The organism is Arthrobacter sp. AOP36-F1-5 (assembly GCF_058137995.1).
Map to the genome: position 1 here is coordinate 262,053 of NZ_CM176892.1, position 16,668 is coordinate 278,720.

The following is a 16,668-nucleotide window of genomic DNA, read 5'->3' on the forward strand; positions in this document are numbered from 1 at the left end:
CCGGGACGGCGGCGGGTGGGCCGCTGCTAGTCGCAGCCCTCGGGGCCGCAGGCGGGGGCCTGGGTGCCGGAGGCCGGGTCCTGTCCGGCGTTGACCATGGATAGCGGGGAGACCTCACCCCAGGCGGTGGTCAGGGCCTCGGCGAACACCTCGGGTGGCTGGGCCCCGGAGATTCCGTACTTCATGTCCAGGACGAAGAACGGCACCCCGGTCACCCCCAGGGCGCGGGCCTGGGCGATGTCGGCCTCGACCTCGGCGGTGTACCGATCCGATTCCAGGACCGCCACGACGTCGTCCTCGGCCAGTCCGGCGTCGGTGCCGATCCGGCGCAGCACCGTGGTGTCCCCGGTGTCCAGGCCCTTTTCGAACTGGGCGGAGAGCAGCGCCTCCTTGACCTCGCCGGCCAGGCCATGCGCCTCGGCCAGATGCAGCAGGCGGTGGGCGGTGAAGGAATTGGCGACCTTGAGGTTGCCGAAATCGTAGTGCAGCCCCTCGTCGGCGGCCTGGCCGGTGACGTGTTCGAGCATCTGCTTCACCTGCGCCGGGTCCATGCCCTTCTTCTGCGAAAGATACTCGAATTCGGTGCCGTCGTAGTGGGCCGGCAGCGAGGGATCGAGCTGGTAGCTGTGCCAGGTCACGTCCACCTGGTCACGGAAGGAAAGGGTGGCCAGGGCCGCTTCGAAACGACGTTTGCCGATGAAGCACCAGGGGCAGGAGATGTCGGACCAGATATCGACGGAAAGGCGCGGAGAAGTCATGGATGCTTCAACCTCCCCGCGCCGAGGACTATTCCCGTCCGGTGTCCGGGGGCTAGTTCTGCCAGAACGGGTAGTCGATGTACCCGGTGGGCCCCTCGGTGTAGAAGGTCGCCTGGTTCGGTTCGTTCAGCGGCAGGTCCTCACGCCAGCGCCGCACCAGATCCGGGTTGGCGATGGCGGGCCGCCCGACGACGACCGCCTCACCCCAGCCGCTGGAGGTCAGCTCCCGGGCGTCCTCGACGGTGGTGATCTCGGCGAACCCCGAATTCAACAGCACGGGGCCGCCGAAACGCGAGCGCAGATCCTGGGCCAGTTCCCCGGTCGGCTGCCGGTGCAGGATGCTCAGCGCCGATAATCCCAGCGGGGCGATCCCGTCGATGAGCGCACCGTAGGTGGCCGCGACGTCGTCGCGGTCCTCCTCCAGGGTGCTTTGGACATTGTGTTCGGGGGAGATCCGCAGGCTGGTGCGGCCGGAACCGATGGCCGCGGCCACCGCGGTGGCCACCTCGATGACCAGGCGGGCCCGGTTTCCCGGGGACCCGCCGTAGGCATCGGTGCGTGTATTCGTCGAGGAGGCCAGGAACTCATGGAGCAGGTAGCCGTTGGCGCCATGGAGTTCCACCCCGTCGAAGCCGGCGGCGATCGCATTGGTCGAGGCCCGGACGAACTCCTCCACGATGCCAGCCAGCTCGGAGGTCTCCAGGGCGCGGGGGACCGGGTAGGGGTGCTTGCCGGTGTAGGTGCGGGTGCTTCCCTCGACGGCGATCGCACTGGGGGCGACGACCTCCTGGACCCCGGTGATCTCCGGGTGGGTGACCCGGCCGGCATGCATGACCTGGGCGATGATCAGCCCGCCCTCGGCATGGACGGCGTCGGTGACGCGTTTCCACCCGGCGACCTGCTCCTCGGTGGCCAGTCCGGGCTGGCGCACGAATCCCTGGCCCGTCTGGCTGGGATAGGTTCCCTCGCTGACGATCAGCCCCATCGAAGCCCGTTGGCGGTAGTACTCCACGACGTCGTCGTTGGGCACCCCGTCAACGCGGGACCGTGATCGGGTCAGCGGGGCCATGACCAGCCGGTTGGGCAGGTCGAGGTCGCCGAGGGTGAGCGGGGCAAACAGATCCATGGAAAGGCTCCTGTGGTCGGGGATGCCTGGTGCAACACCGACCGGCGCCCGGGGTATTCCCCGGCGCCGGCCCGCAGCTCAATCCCGGCTGTGGACCCCACCGCGGATCCAGGGGCCGACCAGGTCCAGCCCGGCCTGGTGGCGGAGGGGGCCATAGACGCTGAACTGCCCGTAGGTGGGGTGGTTGACGTCCAGCCGTTCGAGGTCGTCCTGCGGTGCCGATTCATCACCGCCGGCCAGGCCCAGGGCGCGCACGATCTTATCGGGGGTCCCGGTGGAGCCGGCGACGGCGACGCCGCCGACCATCCAGGCCTCGCCGAGGGCCGAATGGCGGGCGGGACCGCGGACGACGAAGACCCCGGCCTCCGGGGTCTTGACCAGGGCCTGGACGGGGAGTTCCTCGCGCAACGCAGCGCAGGCGAGCTTCACGGCGGGAAGATCACGTTTGGCATTCGGGGGCAGGTCGTCCAGCGAGGCCGGGGCCGAGAGCTCGGGGGCCTCCGCCGTGGCCGGGAGGACCCCGCCGAGGAAGCGTTGAACGAAGTCGTGCTCGCCGATGACGGGGATGCCGTAGTCGCGGGCCTTGCGCGACTTGGTTGAATCCACGTCGGGGTCCCCGGCCACCAGCAGGGCGGTCTTCTTCGAGACCCCGGGACCCACGAGGTAGCCGGCGTCCGTGACTGCCTGGGCGAGATCGTTCTTATCGAGTGCTTCCAGGGAGGTGAAGACGACCTGGTCGCCGGGCTTGAGCGTGATGTTCTCCATGGTTCCCCAGAGTACCGGGCGGGGACCGTCGAGGGGCTACCCGGCCCCCGGTCCGGCCACGAGGTGGATCGGGGCCCGGCCCTGCGCCAGACGCTGGACCTGCTCCACGGCGCCCTCGGTGGACAGGCGGATGAATTCGTTGGTGTTCCCGGCCATATGCGGGGTCAGCAGGCAGCCGGGGGCCTCCCAGAGCCGGTGGCCGGCCGGGAGCGGTTCCGGGTCGACGACATCCAGGGCGGCCCGTAGCCGTCCGGACTGCAACTCGGCGACCAGTGCCTCGGTGTCCACGACCGCGCCGCGACCGATGTTCACCAGCAGGGCCCCGTCGGCCATGGCGGCCAGGAAGGCGCCATCCACGAGCCGTTCGGTGCCCGCCGCGTGGGGCAGGGTGACGATGACGACGTCGGCCCGGGGCAGGAGCCCGGGCAGCTCCTGGACCCCGTGGACGTGGACCCCGCTCTCGGTGGTGCGTTCCCGGCGGGCCACGGGGAGCACGGCTGCCGGACGGAAGGGCGCCAACCGGGCGGCCACTTCCCGGCCCACCCCGCCATGGCCCAGGAGGACGACCACCGAACCATGCAGGGACGTGGTCCACAGCGGTGTCCAGTCGTGGCGGTGCTGTTGGGTGGCGGCGACCGGCAGATCGCGCAGTGCCGCCAGGGTCAGGGCGAGCCCGTGTTCGGCGGTGGCATCCTCGACGGCGCCCCGCGAATTGCTCAGCGTGGCCCCGGGCGGCAGATGGTCCAGGACCCATTCGTAGCCGATGGACAGCAGATGGACGTGGCGCAGGCCGGGGATGCTGTTCACCCGGGAACGGTGGGCCTGGACGCGGGGACGCTCGGTGATCAGGACATCGGCTGCCGGGGCCGGGGAGGCCTCGGAATCGATATGCCAGATGATGGCTTCGATCCCCGGACCGCTGATGGCGTGGGCCAACGCGGGGGAAGGGACCAGAACACGAAGTGCCATGGGTGCTCCGTTCGCAGGTGTCGGGGGCGGGCCTGGGCCCTCGCCGGTGGTCCCCGCCATCCTATAAGCGGTCGACGGGCAGGAACCGCGGGAGCCCCTGGCCGGACGAGCGGTTCAGGGCAGGGCCAGCCCGCCGGCGAACACGATGCAGCCCACCAGCGCACCGGCGAGCACCTGGCCCGGGGTATGCCGTCGCAGCTCCAGACGCGACCAGCCGACCAGCAAGGTCAGGAAGAGGGCGGCGGCCGCACCCCAGTCCGGGTCGGAGAAGACCTCGAGCCAGATGAAGGCGGCGACCGCCGTATGCACGGAGATCTTCCACCGCAGGTTCACCACCAGGCAGATCAGCAGTCCGGCCAGGATCAACCCCAGCGCGCTGAAGACCGCCGCCGGGGCCCGCAGCAGCACCAACGCGCCGCCACCGATCAGCAGGGATGCCCCGGCGAGGACGAACACGGGCCGGCGCTGCGACCGCTCACGGACATGCAGATCGGTGACCCGGCCCCGATGCTTCATCCACACCACGCCCAGCCAGGGCAGTCCCGTGGTGAAGACCAGGGCCACGATGGCCTGCAGCCAGGTGGTGTCCGGACTCCGCAGCGGCAGCACCAGCAGGTAGGCGCTGACCAGGACCACGGGGGAGAGGAGGGTGGTGACGGTCCGGGCCGCCGGCGATCCCCGGCGAGGGGCCGTGTCGACGTCGTTCCCCGGATCGATGTCCATCGGTTTGCTCCCCGCCGTCTCCACTCATCCGGGCCCTCCGGAACCGGTATCCAGCCTACTGGTGCACCCGTCCCGGTCGGGTCGCCTGACTTCGCGCGCGAAGACTGGGATGATCAAGGCATGAAGAACCCATCAACATTCATACCCGCCGATCTGGCCCGGGCCGCCCGCGCCATCACCCAGGTCTCGAGCAAGGTCATTGGTCGGGCCGCCGGACTGGAGAAACAGCAGATCCGGGCCTTCGAAAAAGGCAACCACGATCTGACCGTCGAGCAGAACGCCATGCTGCGCCACGCCCTGGAACAGTACGGCGCCGTCTTCGTCGAGGAGGACGAGGATGCCGGCCGCGGGGTCCGCCGCAAATACAACGCCTCCAAGGTCCGCCGGCTGGAGACCTGGGAGGGCGAGGGCGGCCCCGCCTACGAGGACGACATCTAGACCCCGACCTCAAAAAGACGACGGACCCCGGCAGCTCTGCCAGATGGGGTCCGTCGTGGTGTGGGGGCCGACCGCCCCGGCCCGGGATCCAATGGAGGAAGAACCCCCGGCGGGGCGGTCGGTGGCTGGTCAGGCGTCGATCATCTGCCGCGCCTTGGACTGGCAGAGGAACCGCGTGTAGGACGGCACGGTCAGGAAGGCCGGGTAGTCATCCTGCAGGGCACACTCATCGAAGATCTCCCGGGCATCGGCGAACCGGTCCCCCTCGAAGCGTTCCATCTTCGCGTACTCCTCCTCCACGATCTCCTCGACGAACTCGGCGGTGATCAGCTCACCGTCGTCGGTCACCGCACCCTGGTGGATCCACTGCCAGATCTGCGAGCGGGAGATCTCGGCGGTGGAGGCGTCCTCCATCATGTTCTTCAGGACCACGGCCCCGTTGCCCCGCAACCAGGACTCGATGTAGCGCAGCCCGATGACCACGTTCATCCGGACCCCGCCCTCGGTGATCAGCCCCGGGGTTCCGGCGATGTCCAGCAAGGCCCGGTCATCGACGGCGACGTCTTCGCGCAGACGGTCGATCTGGTTCGGTTTTCCGCCCATCTCCCGATCGAAGATCCGCTGCACCACCGGGACCAGATCCGGGTGGGCCACCCAGGCGCCGTCGAAACCGTCGGCGGCTTCGCGGGATTTCTCGACCCCGACGGTCTCGAAGGCCACCGCGTTGGCGGCCTCGTCGCGCCGGTTCGGGATGAAGGCGCTCATGGAACCGATGGCCGTGGCCCCGCGGCGGTGGCAGGCCCGCACCAGCTGTTCGGTGAAGGACCGCATGAAGGGGGCGGTCATGGTCACCATCGCCCGGTCCGGCAGCACGAACCGCGGTCCGCGGGTGCGGAAGTTCTTGATCACTGAGAAGATGTAGTCCCACCGGCCGGCGTTCAGGCCCGCGGAGTGCTCCCGCAGTTCGTAGAGGATCTCCTCGAGTTCGAAGGCCGCGGTGATGGTCTCGATGAAGACCGTGGCGCGGATGGTCCCCCGGGGGATGTCCAGCAACTCCTGGGCCCTGATGAACACGTCGTTCCAGAGGCGGGCCTCCAGATGGTTCTCGATCTTGGGCAGGTAGAAGTAGGGGCCACGTCCGCCGGAGATCAACCGCTGCGCGTTGTGGAAGAAGTAGAGGCCGAAGTCGACCAGCGCCCCCGAGGTGGACTTGCCGCCGATGGTCAGGTGCCGCTCGGGCAGGTGCCAGCCGCGCGGCCGGACCATGATGGTCGGCAGCTCGGTCAGCGTCCGTCCGGTGACCGTGTACTCCTGGCCCTCCTCGGAGGTGAAGTCGAGGTCGTTCTCGAGCGCGGCCCGCAGGGTCAGCTGCCCGTTGATGACGTTCTGCCAGGTGGGGGTGGTGCAGTCCTCCAGATCCGCCAGCCAGACGTTGGCACCGGAGTTCAGTGCGTTGACGGCCATCTTGCGTTCCGGCGGTCCGGTGATCTCCACCCGGCGGTCCTCCAGGCCGGGGGCGATGGGGGCGACCGTCCAGGAGTCGTCTTCACGGATGGGCCGGGTCTCTTCCAGGAAGTGCGGATCCTGGCCGCCGGCGATCTCGCGGCGGCGCGTTTCGCGCAGGGCCAGCAGTTCCTTCCGGCGCGGCTCGAACTCGTGATGCAGCTGCGCCAGGAAGTCCATGGCCCGGGGGGTGAGGATCTGCTCCTGGCCGCGGACCGGCGAAGCATTCGGCGTGGTGCCGTTCAGGGTGATGGGGTCGTTCATGGCGGATCTCCTTAAAAATGGTGGGGGACGACGCCGGTGCCCGGGTGGGTGGGCCCCGGCACCGGCGTCGTGTGGTGCCTAGTGGAACTGGCCGGCTTCGGTGGATCCCACCAGAGCCAGGGTGGATGCTTCGGGGTTCAGGGTCGTGGCGATCTGGTCGAAGTAGCCGGTGCCGACCTCGCGCTGGTGCTTGGTGGCGGTGTAGCCGGCGGCCTCGGAGGCGAATTCGCGTTCCTGGAGTTCGACGTAGGCGCTCATGCCGTTCCGGGCGTAGCCGGAGGCCAGATCGAACATCGAGTGGTTCAGGGCGTGGAACCCGGCCAGGGTGATGAACTGGAAGGTGAATCCCATGGCGCCGAGTTCGCGCTGGAACTTGGCGATCGTGGCGTCGTCGAGGTGCTTCTTCCAGTTGAAGGACGGCGAGCAGTTGTATGCGAGCATCTGGTCGGGGTGTTCGGCCTTGACTGCTTCGGCGAACTTCTTGGCCATCTCCAGGTCAGGGGTCCCGGTCTCCATCCAGATGAGGTCGGAATAGGGGGCGTAGGCCTTGGCCCGGGCGATGCAGGGTTCGATCCCGTTGCGGACCTTGTAGAAGCCTTCGGCGGTGCGCTCGCCGGTGACGAACTGCGCGTCACGCTCATCGACGTCGGAGGTGATCAGGGTGGCGGCTTCGGCATCGGTGCGGGCGATGATCACGCTGGGGGTATCGGAAACGTCGGCGGCCAGGCGGGCGGCATTGAGGGTGCGGATGTGCTGGCCGGTGGGGATGAGGACCTTGCCGCCGAGGTGGCCGCACTTCTTCTCCGAGGCGAGCTGGTCTTCCCAGTGCACCCCCGAGGCGCCGGCGGTGATCATCGACTTCATCAGTTCGTAGGCGTTCAACGGGCCACCGAAGCCGGCCTCGGCGTCGGCGACGATCGGGACCAGCCAGTCCTCGACGGAATGGATGTCCTCGGCGAATTCGATCTGGTCGGCGCGCTGGAGGGCGTTGTTGATGCGGCGCACCACCTGGGGGACCGAGTTGGCCGGGTAGAGCGACTGGTCGGGGTAGGTCTGGCCGGCGAGGTTGGCGTCGGCGGCAACCTGCCAACCGGAGAGGTAGATGGCCCGCAGGCCTGCCTTGACCTGCTGGACCGCCTGGTTGCCGGTCAGGGCGCCCAGGGAGTTGGTGTAGGCGCCGGTCGTGGCTTCGGTGGTGAGCTGGTCCCAGAGCTTTTCGGAACCGCGACGGGCCAACGTGTTCTCTTCGACGACGCGTCCCTGCAGCCGAACGACCTCCGCCGCCGTGTATTCGCGGGTGATGCCTGCCCAGCGGGGGTTGGCGCTCCACTCCATCTCCAGGGCCTGTTCGCGCTCTGCGGCGGAATTCTGCTTCTGCGTCATGGCATTCTCCTTGGTGTCGCTCCGGGTGTCCCGGGGATCCGACGACGTTCCCGGCGCCTCTGCCGGTCGGTCGATGTTTCCGTGTTTTTGTTCGTAGTCATGACTCTTCGCGATCCGCAAGGGGTTTTCTAGGGGGTTGGGGTGGAAAGATTTGCACTTCTTGAGCTATTCTCAAGAAGTGACGACTCCCACATGGAACCGGCCCTCCGGCGGACAGTCCCCGCAGGGCGCCTCGACCCACGACGACCCCGAACTGGATGCCATTGCCCTGGGCCGCCGGGTGCGCCACCTACGCAAGGGCAAGGCGCTGACCCTGGATGGGTTGGGTGCCCTGGTCTCGGTGGCCCCCTCGCAGCTGAGCCTGATCGAGAACGGAAAACGCGAGCCCAAGGTGGGGCTGTTGCGGCAACTGGCCGCCGCCCTGGATACCGGCGTGGACGACCTGCTCGGATCCGAGCCTCCGAGCCGGCGGGCCGGGCTGGAAATCGAGTTGGAAAGGGCCCAGCGCGGACCGCTCTACGGATCCTTGGGGCTGCCCAAGGTCCGGGTGTCCTCACGGTTGCCGATGGATGTGCTTGAATCCATGGTCGGCCTGCAGCATGAGCTCGAACGGCGGCTCGAGGAGCAGGCGGCGACCCCCGAGGAAGCGCGTCGGGCCAATACCGAGATCCGCACCGAAATGCGTGAATGCAACAACCACTACCCCGAGCTGGAGAAGCAGGCCCAGGGTCTGCTCGACGCCGTCGGGCACACCTCGGGACCGTTGTCCCACCATGTCGCCGCCGATCTGGCCGAGCATCTGGGATTCGGGCTGCGCTTCGTCGGGGACCTGCCGCATTCGACCCGGTCGGTGACCGATCTGAAGAACCGCAGAATTTATCTGGTGCAGGGGACCCGAAGCGATCATGACGCCCGGTCGGTGCTGCTGCAGGCGCTGGGCCACTACGTCCTGGGTCATGAGGCCCCCCGGAACTACAGCGAGTTCCTCCGTCAGCGGGTCTACACCAACTACTTCGCCGCGGCCCTGCTGATGCCGCAGAAGACCACCGTGGGTTTCCTCGAGGAGGCCAAGAAGTCCAAGTCGTTGGCGATCGAGGACCTGCGTGATGCCTATGCGGTCTCCTACGAATCGGCGGCCCACCGCTTCACGAACCTGGCCACCGAACACCTGGGCATCACCTGCCACTTCCAGAAGGTCCACGAGTCGGGCATCCTGCACAAGGCCTACGAGAACGACGACGTGAACTTCCCCGCCGACCACACCGGCGCCATCGAGGGGCAGTCGATCTGCCGGTACTGGACCAGCCGCGAGGTCTTCGAGGTCCCGGATAAGTTCCGGGCCTTCGAGCAATACACCGACACCGTGGTGGGGACCTTCTGGTGCACCGCCCGCACCGAACGCCACTCCTCGGGGATGTACTCGCTGAGCATCGGGGTCCCCTACGAACACGTGAAGTGGTTCCGCGGCCGTGACACCACCGAACGGTCCAAATCACGCTGCCCGGATGAGTCGTGTTGCAAGCGTCCGCCGGAGGCGCTGGCCCGCTCCTGGGCCGGTCAGGCCTGGCCGGCGGCCCGGGCGAACTCCCACCTGTTGGCCGCCATGCCTTCGGGGGCGTTCCCCGGGGTCGACGAAACCGAGGTGTACGAGTTCCTGCAGGCACACGGGGGCTGAGACCCGGTCACGAAATGCGAGGGAGCAGCCCCGGTGTCCCGGAGCTGCTCCCTCGCTTTTCTACTGGTGTCGGTCTGGTGTCCGGGGCCTAGACCTCGGAGACTTCGTGGGTCTCGAAGTCCTTTTCGGTGGCCGGCCGGACCGGGGCCTTGGCGAAGACCGAGGGGTCCGTCGGGGTTCCGACCTTGATGTGGTTGAACAGGATGTTCAGCAGGATCGCGGCGACCGCGGCCGAGCTGATGCCCGAGTGGAAGATCGTGCCGACCCAGGTCGGGAACTCGTTCCAGAAGGCCGGGGCGGCGATCGGGATGATGCCGAAGCCGACGCCGGTGGCCACGATGATCAGGTTCATATTGTCCTTGTAGTTGACCTTGGCCAACGTGCGGATGCCACTGGCGGCCACGGTGCCGAAGAGCACGATGCCGGCTCCGCCGAGGACCGCGGTAGGCACCGCCGCGACGATGCGTCCCATGACCGGCAGCAGGCCCAGCAGCACGAGGATCAGGCCGCCGGCGCTGACCACGAAACGGCTCTTGATGCCGGTGATGGCCACCAGCCCGACGTTCTGGGCGAAGGCGCTCTGGGTGAAGGAGTTGAACACCGGCGAGATCAGGCTGGAGATCATGTCGGCGCGCAGACCGTTGCCGATGCGCTTGGAATCGACCTCGGTTTCGACGATTTCACCGACGGCCAGGATATCCGCCGTGGTTTCGGTCAGGATGACCAGCGTGACGATCAGCATCGAGATGATGGCCGGCAGTTCGAAGGTCGGCCAGCCGAAGGCGAAGGGGGCCGGGAAGGCGAAGACCGGGCCGTTGCCGACCCCGGAGAAGTCGGCCATGCCGGTGAAGACGGCGACCAGCGTACCGATGACGATGGCCAGCAGGATGGACAGGCGGGAGATCGTCGCATTGCCGAGCTTGCTCAGCAGCAGGACGATCAGCAGGGTCGCGCCGGCCAGGCCGATGTTGGCCATGGAGCCGTAGTCGTCGGCCTTGTCATTGCCGCCCATGGCCCAGTTGGCGGCCACCGGCATCAGCGACAAGCCGATGACGGTGATCACCACGCCGTTGACGACCGGTGGGAAGAATCTGATCACCTTGGAGAACACCGGGGTGATCAGCAGCCCGACGGCTGCGGAGACCATCACCGCTCCGAAGACCGCTTGGATGCCACCGCCGCCACCGATGATGGCCGTCATGGTGGCCACGCCGGCGAAGGAGACGCCCTGGACCAGCGGCAGCTGGGACCCGAAGAACGGAATGCCGATGGTCTGGAGCAGGGTGGCCAGGCCGCCGACGAACAGGCAGGCGGCAATGAGCAGGCCGACGTCGGAGGAGCTCATGCCCGCTGCGGTGCCGACGATCAGTGGCGGGGCGATGATTCCGCCGTACATGGTCAAAACGTGCTGGAAGCCGTAAGCGAAGGTGCTACCGATGGGCAGACGCTCGTCTTCGGGACGTGCAGGCGCGGTGCGGCGGCCTGCCGCGGCGCTTGATGCGTTCTTGTTCATGGAGTTTCCCTTGTGTGCGGATGATCGGAAGCAGGTCCGGGCGACAGCTGTTCCTTGTACTGGGGTCCGGATCCCTGGCTGATCACCTGGGATTCCGTATAGCGGAAACTGAATTCCGTTATGCAATATAGTGAACTGGGTCACACGGGCAATGTCAAGGGTTGTGTCGAGGCCCTGTCATGGCGGCGATGGGTCGGCGGTCGAAGATCCCCGGGTCCGGACCGCGTCGGACCTGGGCCTGGGGGAGCCCGGCGGTCGCGGCTGTGACATAGTCCCGGTGGACCAAGGAATAAAGTAGGGCAAAGACCGAAGTAAATGCTGAATTACCGTCTGTGCCCGTGATTAATTCATGATTTGGCCTCCGGGTGCCAGCGCTACCGTGGAAACCTCCCGAGGGGTTGAGGTTGGCGGCGGGCTCGGGCATCCTTACGGTGCGAGTCTGATCGAGCCAACGGGAGAAACCATGGGCATGCAACATCCTGAACACGTCGTCGTCGTCGGCGCGGGCATCGTCGGTCTGTCGACCGCCTGGCACCTGCAGGAGCGGGGGGTCCGGGTCACCATCGTCGACCGGACCGGAGTCTCCGCCGGCTCCTCCTGGGGCAATGCCGGCTGGCTGACCCCGGCCCTGACCCTGCCATTGAGCGAACCCTCCGTGTTCGCCACCGGAGCCAAGGCCATGCTGGACCCTGCCTCGCCCCTCTACATCCCGTTGACCACCGATCCTTCGTTGATCAGGTTCCTGGCCGGATTCGCCCGGCACTGCACCCCGGGCAAATGGCGCGAAGCCATGAAGGTGTTCAGTGAGATCGGCAGCACCGGTCTGGATGCCTTCGCCGAGCTGGCCGAGGGCAGCAACGCGGTCACCGAACCCACCAAACCGGCCGAGCCCTTCCTGGCCGCCTTCGCCACCGAGAAGGACCGCGAGGGACTGGTGCACGAGTTCGAGGGCATCCGCGAAGCCGGAGGATCCGTGGACTTCGATCTGATGACCGGCGCGGAGATCCGCGCACTGGAGCCCACCTTGGGTTCGGGGGTCACCGCCGGCGTGAAGATCCACGACCAGCGTTTCCTCAACCCGCCGAACTTCATGGAATCGCTCGCCGAGTCGGTACGCCAGCGCGGCGGGGAGATCATTGACGGCTTCGCCGTCTCCGACGTCCGTGACTCCGGGAACTCCGTGACGGTGATCGGTTCCAGCGGCAGGAGCATGACCGCCGATTCGGTGGTCCTGGCCACCGGAGCCTGGTTGAACTCGCTGACCCGCAAATTCGGCGTCCGCCAGATCGTCCAGGCAGGGCGTGGCTACAGCTTCACCGTCAAGCCCGAGTCCATGCCGACCCACCCCATCTACTTCCCCGCCCAGCGGGTCGCCTGCACGCCGCTGGGGGATCGCTTCCGGGTCGCCGGCATGATGGAATTCCGCGACGCCGATGCGCCGTTGGACGAACGCCGGATCCAGGCGATCATCAAGGCCGCCTCCCCGATGTACACCGGCATCGATTGGGAGGACCGCCAGGAGGAATGGGTGGGAGCCCGTCCCTGCACCGCCGATGGCCTGCCGTTGATCGGCGCCACCAAGTCCCCGCGCGTGCACGTCGCCGGCGGCCATGGCATGTGGGGCGTCGCCCTCGGCCCGCTGACCGGCAAGATGCTGGCCGCCGAGATGACCGGCCAGGGCACGGCCCCGCTGATGCGCCACTTCAGCCCGCTGCGCTAGTAGGAAGCAGGCAGGGCACTGCCACCGGCAGTGCACGACGGCGGTACCCCCTGCGGGTGCCGCCGTTTCCTTGTTCTGGCGGTGTGTCGGGCGGGCTACTCGTCTAGGTGTACTGCCCAGCAACGTTGGTTGAACTCGTGCGACGACACGGTCTGAATTGATGGGATGACGAAGGCCCCCGATGTGGAGTGGAGCTGTCTAAGAAACCACTTCACAAACAGGAGGCCTTCATGTCCCACGCTAATGCAGCCCTGACCCCCAAAGCACGTCTGAGAATCGCCAAGCTCATCGTTGACCAGCAGTGGAGCGTCTCCACCGCAGCGAAAATGTTCATGGTCTCCTGGCCCACCGCCAAACGCTGGGCCGACCGCTACCGAGCCCACGGCGCGGCCGGGATGGCCGACAAGCCCAGCAGACCCCGGACAAGTCCTGCACGCACCCCGCAGGCAGCGGTCAAACAAATCGTGGCACTGCGCTGGCGCAAGCGCTTGGGGCCCGTCCAGATCGCCTACCGGCTGGGCCTGGCTGCCTCGACGGTGCACGCAGTGCTGGTACGTTGCCGGATCAACAGGCTGCGCTATATCGACCGGGTCACCGGTGAGAAAATCCGCCGCTATGAGCACCCCTATCCGGGATCGATGATCCACGTGGACGTCACCAAATTCGGCAATATTCCCGACGGCGGCGGGCACCGGTTCGTGGGCCGGCAGGCCGGAGACAAGAACCGTGCAGCAACCCCGGACAAGCCCCGCAATGCGAACCACAACCCGAAAATGGGAACCGCCTTCGTGCACACGGTCATCGATGATCACTCGCGTATCGCCTATGCCGAGATTCATGATGATGAGAAGTCGGTAACGGCCATCGCGGTACTGGAACGGGCCGTGGCGTGGTTCGCTGCCCGTGACGTCGTCGTGGAGCGCGTGCTATCTGATAATGGGTCCGCCTACCGCTCGCATGCCTGGCGTGACGCCTGCGCCGAGCTGGCCATCACGCCCAAGCGGACCCGCCCTTACCGGCCCCAGACCAATGGGAAAATCGAGCGGTTCCATCGGACCCTGAACGACGGTTGGGCCTACGCCAGGTTCTATGGCAGCGAGGCCACCCGCCGCGAAGCACTGCCGGATTGGATCCATGCGTACAATCACCACAGGCCCCACACTGCAATCGGGAACCAGCCACCAATCAGCCGCTTAACTAACGTCTATGGGCAGTACATCTAGGCTGGTCCCATCAACGAACGTCGGGAGTGATGATGATGGCCAGGAAGCATTTCAAGGACCTCAGCACGGGACGCAAGTTCTGGGTCATGCTGCTGGGAGCGGCCCAGGTCGCATTGCAGGGGGCGGCCCTGAAGGACCTCGCGACGCGGCCCTCGGCCGAGGTCAACGGGCCCAAGACCGCATGGTTCTTCGCGAGCTTCTTCAATTTCATCGGCCCGCTCAGTTACTTCGCGGTCGGACGCAAGAAGTAGTCCAGTCCGGGCCTCGTCAGGCCCCGACCCGCTCCACCGGAATGACGGATACCTCGCCCAGGACGCCGTCGTCCACCACTGCGCTCATGTAGGTGCACACCGGCTGGCGCCGCCGATCCGTCGGTGATCCGGGATTGAGCAATCGCAGGCCATTGGCCGCCGTGGTGTCCCACGGGATGTGGCTGTGCCCGAAGACCAGCACGTCGGTGTCCGGGAACTGCTGCGCGCACCGCTTTTCCCGGCCCGCGGAGGCCCCGGTTTCGTGGATCATCGAAAAGCGCAGTCCCTCGATCTCCACGTGGGCGATCTCGGGAAGCCGGGAACGCAATTCCTCGCCGTCGTTGTTCCCGTGGACGGCGACCAATGTCCGGCAGCGCCGCTCCAGCTCGTCCAACAGCTCCGGTTCCACCCAGTCCCCGGCGTGGAAGACGATATCGGCCGCCTCGATCTGCTCCCACAGGCTCGGGTGCAGTCCGCGGGCCCGTTTGGGCAGATGGGTATCGGCGATCAGGATCAGGCGCGTGCTCATGGGGGCATCCTTTCATGAACCGCCTGGTCATCTGGGCGGGGTGCCGCCAGGCCGCGTAGCACCCTGGCTCCAGGGCTGGAGGGTTGCCGGTCGCCTAAGCTGGTGGCAGGACCCTCGGATCGGGAGGGATGGCAGAAAGGTGCCGGTACATGCCCAAGATCGTCGATCACGAACGACGACGGATCGAGCTGGTGGAAGCAACCTGGCGGATCATCGCCAGACTCGGCCTGCAGCGCGCCACCATGCGTGAGGTGGCCGAGGAGGCCGGCTTTTCCAACGGTGCGCTCAAACCGTATTTCCCCACCAAGGATGCCCTGCTCCAGGCGACCTTCGAGCACGTCTTCCACCGGACCAGCGAGCGGATTGCCGAGGCGGCGGCCTCGCTGGAGGGACTCGACGCGCTGCGGGCCTTCGGCCGGGAGGTGCTGCCGTTGGATGCGACCCGCCTGGATGAGGCGCGGACGGTGGTGCCGTTCTGGCATGTGGCGATCCACGACCGCGAGAAGGCGGCGCTCAATGACGATTCGATGGTCATCTGGCGTGGGTGGATCCTGCAATGGCTCGCCCAGGCCCGGGAGTCCGGCGAATTGCGTGCGGGGGTCGAGGTCGGCCCGGCCGCCGAAGGGCTGTTGACCTTCCTGCTGGGCGCCCAGGTGGCGGCCACCCTGGATCCGGGGCATGCCGGCCCGGAGCAGTTGACCCGTCAACTCGACGTTCATTTGGGCTTGCTGTCCGCCTGAGGTTTTTCGACACTCGGAGAAAATAGTGACTTCCGCGGGGAACTGGCGTATTTTGACTGGTGTGTGACAGCTGTCACCAGAGGAGGAGGGGATCGATGACCATCGCGATGAGCCACCCGGCAGCCCAGCGGGCGGAGACCTTCACCAGATGGCGTGAACTCGTCTCCGCTTCCTTCGTTCCGCTCGAGGCCGATCCGGTGGCCCCGGGGCCTTTTGCCGGGCAGGTCTCCGGACATGGGCTCCAGGACCTGGCGGTCTTCGAAGTCGATGCCATGGCCCACCGTGTGCGCCGTACCCCGGCGCTGATCAACCCCGCGGACCCCGGCTACTACAAGGTGAGCCTGCAGATGAGCGGTCACGGGATCCTCATCCAGGATGGGCGCGAAGCCGTTCTGTCCCCCGGTGACCTGGCCATCTACGACACCCAACGCCCCTATACGCTGAGTTTCCATGAGGACTTCTCCACGCTGGTGCTCATGTTCCCCAAGCAGCTGATCGGGCTCGATGATGCCGACATGTCGATGTTGACCGCCCGTCGGCTGGGGTCCTCCGACGCCGTGGGCCGGGCCGTGGTCCCCTGCATCGCGCGCATCGGGGACCTGGTGCCCGAGGTCGGGGACGGGCTCGGCTACCTGCTGGCCCGCAATGCCGTGGATCTGCTGGGCACCGTGCTGGCGGCGGAGGTGCAGGTGGGGCCGCGGGCCGCCGATGCCGAGCAGGTGTTGCAGCTGAACAGGATCAAGCAGCACGTCGAGGCCCATCTGGCCGATCCCGCGTTGACGCCCGGCTCGATCGCCGCCGCCCACTACATCTCGCCCCGCACCCTGCATAAGCTCTTCGAGCCCACGGGAACCACCGTGTCGGCCTGGATCAGGGCGCGCAGACTGGATCGGTCCCATCGGGAGCTGTTGGACCCGCTGTTGGCGCATCTGCCCGTCGGGGTCATCGGGGCCCGCAACGGGTTGCCCGACGCCGCCCACTTCAGCCGGTGCTTCCGCGCCGCCTATGGTTCCGCCCCCAGCGCCCTGCGCGCGCGGAGCTGACGGCAGGGCCCCCGGGAGCCCTGGCGCCGGGTTTCCCACGGGCCG

Annotated in this window: 16 protein-coding genes; 7 read left to right on the top strand and 9 right to left on the bottom strand. The window is 67.2% G+C overall.

Annotated elements, in window-relative coordinates:
• Nucleotides 1–26: 26 nt before the first annotated feature.
• From AC3ZI9_RS01270 to AC3ZI9_RS01290, 5 genes are all read right to left on the bottom strand, one after another.
• Nucleotides 27–758, bottom strand: a complete 732-nt coding sequence (locus AC3ZI9_RS01270; protein ID WP_444566505.1) for a DsbA family oxidoreductase — start codon at nt 756–758, stop codon at nt 27–29.
• Nucleotides 759–810: 52 nt separating this feature from the next.
• Nucleotides 811–1,884, bottom strand: a complete 1,074-nt coding sequence (locus AC3ZI9_RS01275; protein WP_444554551.1) for an alkene reductase — start codon at nt 1,882–1,884, stop codon at nt 811–813.
• 78 nt (nt 1,885–1,962) lie between these two features.
• Nucleotides 1,963–2,649 (bottom strand): BRCT domain-containing protein, encoded by a 687-nt coding sequence (locus tag AC3ZI9_RS01280; protein WP_444554552.1) that lies wholly within the window; start codon nt 2,647–2,649, stop codon nt 1,963–1,965.
• Between the two features lie 36 nt (nt 2,650–2,685).
• Entirely contained in the window at nt 2,686–3,618 is a 933-nt protein-coding gene (locus AC3ZI9_RS01285; protein ID WP_444554553.1) for an NAD(P)-dependent oxidoreductase, read from the bottom strand.
• A gap of 114 nt (nt 3,619–3,732) precedes the next feature.
• Nucleotides 3,733–4,341, bottom strand: coding sequence for a phosphatase PAP2 family protein (locus AC3ZI9_RS01290; RefSeq protein WP_444554554.1), 609 nt, complete (start codon nt 4,339–4,341; stop codon nt 3,733–3,735).
• A 120-nt stretch (nt 4,342–4,461) separates the two neighbouring features.
• Here AC3ZI9_RS01290 and AC3ZI9_RS01295 point away from each other — a divergent pair, with 120 nt between their 5' ends.
• Nucleotides 4,462–4,779 (top strand): XRE family transcriptional regulator, encoded by a 318-nt coding sequence (locus tag AC3ZI9_RS01295; protein ID WP_444554555.1) that lies wholly within the window; start codon nt 4,462–4,464, stop codon nt 4,777–4,779.
• Between the two features lie 129 nt (nt 4,780–4,908).
• Here the strand turns inward: AC3ZI9_RS01295 and aceB are convergent, their stop codons facing one another.
• Both aceB and aceA read right to left on the bottom strand, forming a co-directional pair.
• The gene (gene aceB, locus AC3ZI9_RS01300; RefSeq protein WP_444554556.1) at nt 4,909–6,546 is read right to left on the bottom strand and encodes a malate synthase A; all 1,638 of its coding nucleotides are present in this window, start codon (nt 6,544–6,546) and stop codon (nt 4,909–4,911) included.
• Nucleotides 6,547–6,624: 78 nt separating this feature from the next.
• Nucleotides 6,625–7,929: an isocitrate lyase gene (gene aceA, locus AC3ZI9_RS01305; protein ID WP_444554557.1), complete on the bottom strand. Its 1,305-nt coding sequence runs from the start codon at nt 7,927–7,929 to the stop codon at nt 6,625–6,627.
• A 151-nt stretch (nt 7,930–8,080) separates the two neighbouring features.
• On the opposite strand from aceA, the gene AC3ZI9_RS01310 reads away from it, so the two are divergent.
• Nucleotides 8,081–9,604: a helix-turn-helix domain-containing protein gene (locus AC3ZI9_RS01310; RefSeq protein WP_444554563.1), complete on the top strand. Its 1,524-nt coding sequence runs from the start codon at nt 8,081–8,083 to the stop codon at nt 9,602–9,604.
• A gap of 88 nt (nt 9,605–9,692) precedes the next feature.
• On the opposite strand, the gene AC3ZI9_RS01315 is transcribed toward AC3ZI9_RS01310, so the two are convergent.
• Nucleotides 9,693–11,117: a nucleobase:cation symporter-2 family protein gene (locus AC3ZI9_RS01315; protein WP_444554558.1), complete on the bottom strand. Its 1,425-nt coding sequence runs from the start codon at nt 11,115–11,117 to the stop codon at nt 9,693–9,695.
• Between the two features lie 463 nt (nt 11,118–11,580).
• Here AC3ZI9_RS01315 and AC3ZI9_RS01320 point away from each other — a divergent pair, with 463 nt between their 5' ends.
• From AC3ZI9_RS01320 to AC3ZI9_RS01330, 3 genes are all read left to right on the top strand, one after another.
• The gene (locus AC3ZI9_RS01320; RefSeq protein ID WP_444554559.1) at nt 11,581–12,837 is read left to right on the top strand and encodes an NAD(P)/FAD-dependent oxidoreductase; all 1,257 of its coding nucleotides are present in this window, start codon (nt 11,581–11,583) and stop codon (nt 12,835–12,837) included.
• A gap of 230 nt (nt 12,838–13,067) precedes the next feature.
• On the top strand, nt 13,068–14,060 hold the full coding sequence (locus AC3ZI9_RS01325) for an IS481 family transposase (protein ID WP_489923750.1): 993 nt from the start codon (nt 13,068–13,070) through the stop codon (nt 14,058–14,060).
• A gap of 35 nt (nt 14,061–14,095) precedes the next feature.
• On the top strand, nt 14,096–14,311 hold the full coding sequence (locus AC3ZI9_RS01330) for a PLDc N-terminal domain-containing protein (RefSeq protein ID WP_443382036.1): 216 nt from the start codon (nt 14,096–14,098) through the stop codon (nt 14,309–14,311).
• A 16-nt stretch (nt 14,312–14,327) separates the two neighbouring features.
• Here the strand turns inward: AC3ZI9_RS01330 and AC3ZI9_RS01335 are convergent, their stop codons facing one another.
• On the bottom strand, nt 14,328–14,840 hold the full coding sequence (locus AC3ZI9_RS01335; RefSeq protein ID WP_443382038.1) for a metallophosphoesterase family protein: 513 nt from the start codon (nt 14,838–14,840) through the stop codon (nt 14,328–14,330).
• Nucleotides 14,841–14,989: 149 nt separating this feature from the next.
• Here AC3ZI9_RS01335 and AC3ZI9_RS01340 point away from each other — a divergent pair, with 149 nt between their 5' ends.
• Nucleotides 14,990–15,580 carry a TetR/AcrR family transcriptional regulator gene (locus AC3ZI9_RS01340; protein WP_443382040.1) on the top strand — a complete coding sequence of 197 codons (591 nt, stop codon included), beginning with the start codon at nt 14,990–14,992 and terminating at the stop codon, nt 15,578–15,580.
• A 95-nt stretch (nt 15,581–15,675) separates the two neighbouring features.
• Nucleotides 15,676–16,623, top strand: a complete 948-nt coding sequence (locus AC3ZI9_RS01345) for an AraC-like ligand-binding domain-containing protein (protein WP_443382042.1) — start codon at nt 15,676–15,678, stop codon at nt 16,621–16,623.
• Nucleotides 16,624–16,668: the final 45 nt, after the last annotated feature.